This is a genomic window from Pedobacter sp. 01T416_2 (assembly GCF_056398925.1).
The window spans coordinates 1-7,151 of the sequence record NZ_JBFTQI010000265.1 but is presented as its reverse complement, the minus strand read 5'-3'; the positions used below and the strand labels follow the sequence as shown (position 1 = coordinate 7,151).

Below are 7,151 nucleotides of genomic sequence, written 5' to 3'. Positions count from 1 at the left end.
GTTTTTTGCTTTCTATCTCGCCCAGCTTGTTGGCAGTTCCGGTTAAATAATCATTTAATTTTTGTGCGTTGGTTACTGCTTTAAATTGATTGCTAAGAAGATGGCTTAGATTTTTCAAATCATTTTTCTCAACAAAAGTATAAAACTGATCCGCTACTTTCTCCGCATCTTTTTTATCTTCCTCGCGGTTTAAATAAGTGCTGTTGAAATTACAACTGCTTGCAATAAGTAATAAGCTGAATAAATATAATGAAGCGTAAATTTTATTTTTCATGAGCATTTAATATTATTTTCTAAATATAGAAGATTATTTTTTCTATGAACAGTATAGAATAAAATTAAGCATGATAGGTAGGTAATAAATATTTGCATTTTTTAGGCGATGCCAAGGAAACCCTCTACCTTAAACCTTCCGCCTTCTATCTTTCTATATTCACATTAAAAAGTAAACAAATTAAACCATTGCTATATTTCTGCAGTCAATAGAATGATTTTAAATAAATCCGATTATTTTTGAAAAAACTTAACATAGGTCAATAACAAGAGATCGGGAGTTAATCTATATTTGTATCAAATTATAAAAAACCAGAAAATGAAATTAAAAATTAGCTCAATTTTTTTATTAGTGGCAGTTGTAGCATTGTCAGCTTTTAAAAACCCTACTAAACCAGTAACTTATACTGTAGATGCAGCAAAATCAACCATTACTTGGGTTGGTAAAAAAGTAACAGGTTCTCACAACGGAACTGTAGCTTTACAATCAGGTACCTTAGCCGTTAACGGTAAAAGTGTAACTGGTGGTACATTTGTAATTGATATGGCTTCAATTAAAGATGCTGATGGAAGCGCTAAATTAGAAGGTCACTTAAAAGCAGACGATTTCTTCGGTACAACTAAATTCCCAACTTCAACTTTCGTAATTACTAAAGTTGCTGGTTCAGGATCAAACGTAACTGTATCAGGTAATTTAACCATCAAAAGTATTACTAAACCATTAAGCTTCCCTGCAACTGTAACGGTTAATGCAGATGGTACAGCTTCGGCTTTAGCAGGTAAAATCGTTGTTGATAGAACTAAATATGACATCAAATACGGTTCTAAATCATTCTTCGATAGCATTGGCGACAAAGCAATCGATGATAACTTTGAATTAGCTGTTAAATTGGTAGCTAAGAAATAAACTTCACTCAACCCTCCCCTTAATGGAAGGACTTGAAATGCAAAAGGTCTCGATATTTATCGGGACCTTTTTTGTTATGTGCCAGCTGAAGCGGGCAACAATGAATGATTGGTAAGTAAATCAGGTGAAGATGAATTTGATTGTGGTTCGGCTTTAGCCAACCACGATTTAAGAAAATAATAAATCGCCTTTTAGCCTCAGTATACTAAATCCACCATAGGTCTGTTTCCCCTAAACCCTAAACCCTAAACCCTAAACCCTAAACCTACCTAATCCTAAATCCACCTTCAATTGCATCAACAAAACCAGTTGCAGCACTTTTACCATGGTAGAATAAACATTCCCAGTTTTCCTCAGCAGCACTTTTACCAAATTCTTTGCGTAATTCCATCGCCTTGCGACCATCGAAATCGTATTTGGCAATAAAATTTTTAACCAGTTCTTCTGGCTCGGGTAGCACGTCACCTCCAAAAAATATCTTTTGTTTACCTTCGGTTAAAAGGAAAACCTGGTGGTTGGGACAGTGTGCACCCGTAAATTCGTAAGAAATGGTTTCATCTAATGCGCCATCGCCCTCTACAAATTTTAATTGTGCATTGCGTTGTACAAAATCGAAAATATCGGTATGGTAAGAAGATGAAGTGCTGCTAAATGCTGTTTCCCATTCGCCTCGGTTAATTACATATTCAGCATCAGGGAAACTTAATTCAACTTTATCGTTGCCTTGTTTGTGAATCATGCCCCCAGAATGGTCGTAGTGTAAGTGCGACATTAACACCTTGGTTACATCAGTAGGATCGAAACCTGCATTGCGGATGTTTTTATGCAAAATCAGTTCGCCATGGTCATCACTAAATCCTAAACCCGTATCAAAAAGTACGAGGTCGTTTTTCAGCTCAACCAAAAAAGGCTGAACGTTAATGAATAGCGATGCGGGTCTGTCTTTAAAATGATGTATGGCGGGGTCGAAAGGAACAAATTTCTTTGTTGCATCAACAGAATAAGTACCTTCGAATAGGGTGTGAACTTGCAAAATGTATTAAATTTAATTGTTAAGGTTTGAAGACTTTTTGATTTCTGAGATTATGTAACTCATTACAGATTTTACAATACTATTTACTTGTAGAGTTGTATAAAATTTACCATAAGCTAATTCCATGAGGTTTAATGCTTGGTGTTCATCATGAGCTTGATAGGAATTTTCATCGAAGTATATGTCGAGATTATATTTAATATTTATTTCCTTCTTAGAATTTTTTAATGTTGCACATTCGAAATATAAATGACAGGTATTAATTTTAAAATCATTTAAAGTTACGGTGGATAATTCCGCTTTTTCAATATCAATCCCCCAATTTTCTTCATCAGAATTTACATAATCGATAGTAATCCAGCTATGAAACTCATTAAAAAGGTCTTTTATTTTGCCGAATTTATTATCTAATTCTAAATAAAGAGGTATAATACTTTTTTGCATTGTCTCCGATATGACAGGATAAGTTTTTCCCTTGTCAAACTCGCCAGGTATCTGTTTTAGATCCTGTTTCAGCAATTCTAATTCCTTATCCAAATCATCATCCTCATCAATATCTTCCCCTTGGGCGGCTTTAATACTCAAATCTAAGCTCCATAAAAGCTGATTGCCGATATATTCAACAAAAGCACTTAAATCTCCAGTATCTGCAYGGTTTAATGCAGCCAGATAATCTTTTTTTGCTGCACTTTTAATAACCACTAAGGGCAGGTTGTTTTTTGCAAAAACATAATTCATTAAAAGCCTTGCCGTTCTACCATTACCATCATCAAATGGATGAATTCGTACAAAACGGTAATGTAAAAGAGCCGCTAAAAGAACTGGGTTTTCTTTTTCGTTATTTTCATTAAACCAGGCCACCAATTCGGCCATTTCATTTGAAACATCAGCTGGGGCAGTATAATGGAAAATTTCCCCATTCGAAAGCCTTACTGAATTTGGTGTTTTTTTGTATTCACCTGGTATAATCTGCTTACGCGTATCTTGTCCATCTGCTGTTATGGCATCTTTCCAAAAAGGTTTAACCAAGATTTTTGCATTTAAATCTCTTATGAAATTTTCCAATAAAGGTCTTTCTGTTTCGGCTGCTTCTTCCTGGATCATGCGCAAAGCAACATCATGTGCCTGCATTTCCTGATACTCACGATAATCGTGCGTTCCTTCTGTTTGATCAAAAATTAATAATAACTCCGTTTCCCCATAGGTTAGGGTATTGCCTTCTAAATGATTGGAATTAAAATTAAATTCTAAACGAAACTTCTTATCAAGCTTAGTTTGATTTTCAGCGCTTAAAGGCTTTAAAGAATTAAGCAGTTCTGATTTTTCTTTAATTTCGGATAGCAAGTTTTTAGAAAGCATGGCAAAGATTTAACTTTTAATGAAAGATGTTAAATTAAGAATAATCTATAAACAAAGGTAACAATCTAAACTTGAGTATTTGTTTTGGTAAAAGCTTGGATACTTCCTTTTTTTGTAAAATATGATGCTTAAATTTCAGGCATGAATCTCCGAATCTTAATTTTTATGCTGGCTTGTAGTTTTTCGATACAGCTAAAAGCACAGCAAAAACCAAACGTAATTATTGTATTGGCTGATGATATGGGTTATGCTGACATTTCTTGTTATGGAAGTCCGCTGATCAAAACGCCATTTTTGGATGGAATGGCTACGAAAGGAATAAAAGCTACAAACTTCGTAACCACCTCACCAACCTGTACGCCATCGAGGGCATCTTTGCTCACCGGAAGATACTGTAGCAGGATGGATTTACCATGGCCAATAGGTCCGGGCGATAAACGTGGTATGCCTGAAGATGAAATTACTATTGCACAGATGCTTAAACAATCAGGCTATGCTACCGCTTTGGTCGGTAAATGGCATTTGGGCGATCATGGTGTTTCGCTGCCAAATAAAAAGGGTTTTGATGAGTTTTATGGGCTTTTATACAGCCACGATTATAGAGCGCCTTATGTTAAAACTGATACAACAATCAAGATATTTAGAAATACCAAACCAGAAATATATAAACCGCACGATAGCATTTTAACGAGTTCTTACACCCGCGAATCGATCAAATTCATTAAACAAAGTGCTACAGCTAAGAAACCATTTTTTCTCTACCTGGCGCAAAATATGCCACATTTGCCTGTTGCTTTTGCGGCACAAAAAAGTAGAAAAACACCTTCTGCCGGTGGTGAACTTGGCGATGTAATCGAAGATATGGACGCCGGTTTAGCTGCTATCTGGAAACAGGTTGTCGCTTCCGGACAGGCAGACAATACCATTTTTATCTTCACCAGCGATAACGGTCCGTGGATTAATGCGCCACAGCGCATGTACGAGGATGGTTATACCAAATTTTACCATGTTGGCTCCGCAGGAATTTTTAGGGGTTCGAAAGGGATCTCTTACGAAGGTGGCCATCGCGTTCCATTTATTGTGTATTGGAAAGGGCATACCCTTAACAATACCCAGTTAACCAAGCCCATTTCAAATCTGGATGTTTTTCCTACACTGGCCGAATGGACTAAGAGTAAATTACCTCAAAAAGTGTACGACGGGGAATCTATTTCAGCCTTGCTAACCAGTAAAAACAATACTAAACCTCACCGCCCGATTTATTACCACAATTATGTTTTAGAAGGCGTAAAAGATGGCGACTGGAAGTTGAGGATTACCAGAAAAGACAATAAAGAACTTACCGAACTTTACAATTTATCGTGGGATCCGGCAGAACGTGTGAATTTAATTGATGATGCAAAATATGCGAGTCAAAAGGCATATCTGATCAAGCTTTATCAAGAATATCCCGGAAATTCGAAGTAAAATTTAACTTTTTGTTTTTAAAGGTTTTGTTCGTCCACCTGTTAGATATTGCCTCCATCATATCCAATTAAAATGTATATTTACTGTTCGGAGACAGAATAAATGGAAAAAAGATGGGTGCTGGCATCAGATTGCAATGATGCTGCGATAACAAAAATAGCAGAACAACTTAATATAGATCGCTCACTTGCACAAATACTCGTACAACGGAATATTTGTGATTTCGATCAGGCCAAAGATTTCTTCAGGCCAGATCTTGACCATCTTCACGATCCTTTTTTAATGAAGGATATGGATGTTGCAATCGCCCGCATTGAAACTGCATTATCCAATCACGAAAAGATACTGATCTATGGCGATTATGATGTAGATGGTACAACTTCAGTTGCACTGGCTTTCAGTTTCTTTTCGCAGCTCACTAAAAACATCGAATATTATATTCCCGATCGCTATTTAGAAGGTTACGGCATTTCTACGGCAGGGATTGATTATGCCAATGAAAATGGGTTCTCTTTAATTATTGCCTTAGATTGTGGAATAAAATCTATCGATAAAATTGATTACGCCAACAATTTAGGTGTCGATTTCATTATCTGCGATCACCATTTACCTGGAGATGAACTACCTCAGGCTATTGCCGTTTTAGATCCTAAACGCGCTGATTGCCCATATCCTTTTAAGGAACTGGCCGGTTGCGGTATAGGCTTTAAACTTGCACAGGCATATGCGCAAAAACATCAGCTCCCTAAAGAAACTTATCTGCAGTATTTAGATTTGGTTATGGTAAGCATAGCTGCCGATATTGTTCCGGTAGTGGGGGAGAACAGGATTTTAGCCTATTACGGCTTAAAAAAATTGAATTCCAATCCATGCGAAGGTTTACGTGCCCTAATGGAAGTTTCGGGCAAAACCGAAAACTATAGCATTACCGATGTGGTTTTTACCTTAGGTCCGCGGATTAATGCCGCCGGAAGGATAGACCATGCTAAACATGCAGTTGCCATGTTGCTTTGCCAGGTAGATGGAAATGCATTAGAGCAGAGTGAACTGATTAATCTTAAAAATACTGAGCGTAAAACCTACGATCAGGACATTACCCGCGAGGCTTTGGCTTTAATTGGCGAAAGCGATATCCTGATCAACAAAAAAACTACCGTTGTATTTAACGAAAACTGGCATAAGGGAGTAATCGGGATTGTGGCCTCGCGTTTAACTGAAAAATATTATCGCCCAACAATCGTATTAACAAAATCTAACGGACATGTGGCAGGTTCCTGCCGATCGGTAATTGGTTTCGATCTGTACGAAGCTTTAAGCGGTTGTGCCGATTTATTGGATCAATATGGCGGGCATAAATTTGCCGCAGGCTTAACCATGCAACAGCATAATGTAGATGCCTTTGCAGATAAATTCGAAGAAATTGTGTCGGCCAGTATTACAGAGGAGTTGCTTACGCCGATGATCAGGATTGATGCCGAAATCGAGCTGGCGCAGATAGATGGTAAATTCTATCGTGTTTTATCGCAGATGGGACCCTTCGGGCCAGAGAATATGGCGCCTATATTTGTTACCCATAATGTATATCTTGCACAGCAAGCCATGGCTGTTGGCGCAAATCATTTAAAAATTAACATAAAACAACAAAATTCGCCTATTTTTGAAGGCATTGCATTTGGGTTGGCAGAATTTCAAAATCTTTTACAATCAAAGGTACCGTTTTCGGTTTGTTATACGTTAGAGGAAAACGTGTGGCGTGATAAGAAACGTTTGCAATTAAATATTAAAGGAATAAAAGTTAATTAACTATAAAATAAATTCGTCATGCTGAACTTGTTCAGCATCTAATTATAAAGATCCTGAACTAAATTCAGGATGACGGAGCAATCAATATATGATATTAAGAGCCGAAAATCTGGTTAAAAAATATAAACAGCGTACTGTTGTAAACAATGTTTCTTTTAATGTAAGTCAAGGGGAAATTGTTGGTCTTTTAGGCCCGAACGGTGCCGGAAAAACAACCTCCTTTTACATGATTGTTGGTTTAATTAAACCAAACGAAGGCCGTATCTTCTTGGAAGAAGAAGATATTACCGAAGATCCGATGTACCGCAG

At 37.0% G+C, this 7,151-nt stretch carries 7 protein-coding genes; 4 read left to right on the top strand and 3 right to left on the bottom strand.

The genetic code is table 11. The features are described from left to right. Positions 1 to 274: hypothetical protein (locus AC1DPQ_RS12845; protein WP_477609598.1), on the bottom strand; the 274-nt coding region annotated here is incomplete at its 3' end. A 318-nt stretch (positions 275 to 592) separates the two neighbouring features. Here AC1DPQ_RS12845 and AC1DPQ_RS12840 point away from each other — a divergent pair. Then, entirely contained in the window at positions 593 to 1,180 is a 588-nt protein-coding gene (locus AC1DPQ_RS12840; protein ID WP_477578302.1) for a YceI family protein, read from the top strand. A 265-nt stretch (positions 1,181 to 1,445) separates the two neighbouring features. Here AC1DPQ_RS12840 and AC1DPQ_RS12835 read toward each other — a convergent pair whose 3' ends face one another. Both AC1DPQ_RS12835 and AC1DPQ_RS12830 read right to left on the bottom strand, forming a co-directional pair. After that, positions 1,446 to 2,213: an MBL fold metallo-hydrolase gene (locus AC1DPQ_RS12835; RefSeq protein WP_477578300.1), complete on the bottom strand. Its 768-nt coding sequence runs from the start codon at positions 2,211 to 2,213 to the stop codon at positions 1,446 to 1,448. A gap of 12 nt (positions 2,214 to 2,225) precedes the next feature. Continuing rightward, positions 2,226 to 3,572 (bottom strand): Fic family protein, encoded by a 1,347-nt coding sequence (locus AC1DPQ_RS12830; RefSeq protein WP_477609596.1) that lies wholly within the window; start codon positions 3,570 to 3,572, stop codon positions 2,226 to 2,228. Between the two features lie 141 nt (positions 3,573 to 3,713). Between AC1DPQ_RS12830 and AC1DPQ_RS12825 the strand changes: the two genes are divergently transcribed. From AC1DPQ_RS12825 to AC1DPQ_RS12815, 3 genes are all read left to right on the top strand, one after another. Beyond that, complete coding sequence (locus AC1DPQ_RS12825) at positions 3,714 to 5,039, top strand: sulfatase-like hydrolase/transferase (RefSeq protein WP_477578296.1); 1,326 nt, start codon at positions 3,714 to 3,716, stop codon at positions 5,037 to 5,039. A gap of 102 nt (positions 5,040 to 5,141) precedes the next feature. Then, positions 5,142 to 6,842, top strand: a complete 1,701-nt coding sequence (gene recJ / locus AC1DPQ_RS12820) for a single-stranded-DNA-specific exonuclease RecJ (RefSeq protein ID WP_477609594.1) — start codon at positions 5,142 to 5,144, stop codon at positions 6,840 to 6,842. Between the two features lie 88 nt (positions 6,843 to 6,930). Further along, on the top strand, positions 6,931 to 7,151 hold a 221-nt coding region (locus AC1DPQ_RS12815), incomplete at its 3' end, for an ATP-binding cassette domain-containing protein (RefSeq protein WP_477609592.1).

What these genes read in the sequence shown, in the direction of transcription:
- recJ (WP_477609594.1), top strand. Translation starts at nt 5,142, where the DNA reads ATGGAAAAAAGATGGGTGCTGGCATCAGATTGCAATGATGCTGCGATA.
- AC1DPQ_RS12825 (WP_477578296.1), top strand. Translation starts at nt 3,714, where the DNA reads ATGAATCTCCGAATCTTAATTTTTATGCTGGCTTGTAGTTTTTCGATA.
- AC1DPQ_RS12840 (WP_477578302.1), top strand. Translation starts at nt 593, where the DNA reads ATGAAATTAAAAATTAGCTCAATTTTTTTATTAGTGGCAGTTGTAGCA.